Genomic DNA, 596 nt, shown 5'->3' with positions numbered 1-596 from the left:
TAACGCCCAGCAGAAGCTGCAGCAGGTCCAGATGCTGCCGGTGTTTATCGGCATCGGACTCGGGGTACTGCTGGGATCTATCCCGTTGTTTATTCCCGGCTTCCCTGCAGCATTGAAGCTGGGACTGGCCGGTGGGCCGCTGATTATGGCGCTGATCCTTGGGCGTATCCGCAGTATCGGCAAGCTGTACTGGTTTATGCCGCCGAGCGCCAACCTGGCGCTGCGCGAGCTGGGGATCGTGCTGTTTCTGGCGGTGGTCGGGCTAAAATCGGGGGGTGACTTTGTCGCCACCCTGACCCAGGGCGATGGTCTGAGCTGGATCGCTTACGGTATTTTCATCACCGCCATCCCGCTGCTGACGGTGGGCGTCCTCGCGCGCATGCTGGGGAAAATGAACTATCTGACGCTGTGCGGCATGCTGGCCGGCTCCATGACCGACCCGCCGGCGCTGGCCTTCGCCAACAACCTGCACGCCACCAGCGGCGCAGCGGCGCTCTCGTATGCCACCGTCTATCCGCTGGTGATGTTCCTGCGCATTATCACCCCGCAGCTACTCGCCGTGCTGTTCTGGGGGCTAAGCTAGCGGGCTTTGCGCC

General features: G+C 62.8%; 1 protein-coding gene. It reads left to right on the top strand.

Annotation, left to right across the window (positions count from 1 at the left end; genetic code table 11):
* Window positions 1-583 (top strand): aspartate-alanine antiporter-like transporter (locus ACFP3U_RS37025; RefSeq protein WP_465261983.1); only part of this gene is annotated, 583 nt, incomplete at its 5' end.
* Window positions 584-596: the final 13 nt, after the last annotated feature.

Origin of the sequence: Kitasatospora misakiensis, from assembly GCF_042656005.1 — a bacterium.
Classification (GTDB): domain Bacteria; phylum Actinomycetota; class Actinomycetes; order Streptomycetales; family Streptomycetaceae; genus Kitasatospora; species Kitasatospora misakiensis.
Note: the sequence above shows the minus strand (reverse complement) of the source record. Positions and strands in the feature narration are given on the sequence as shown.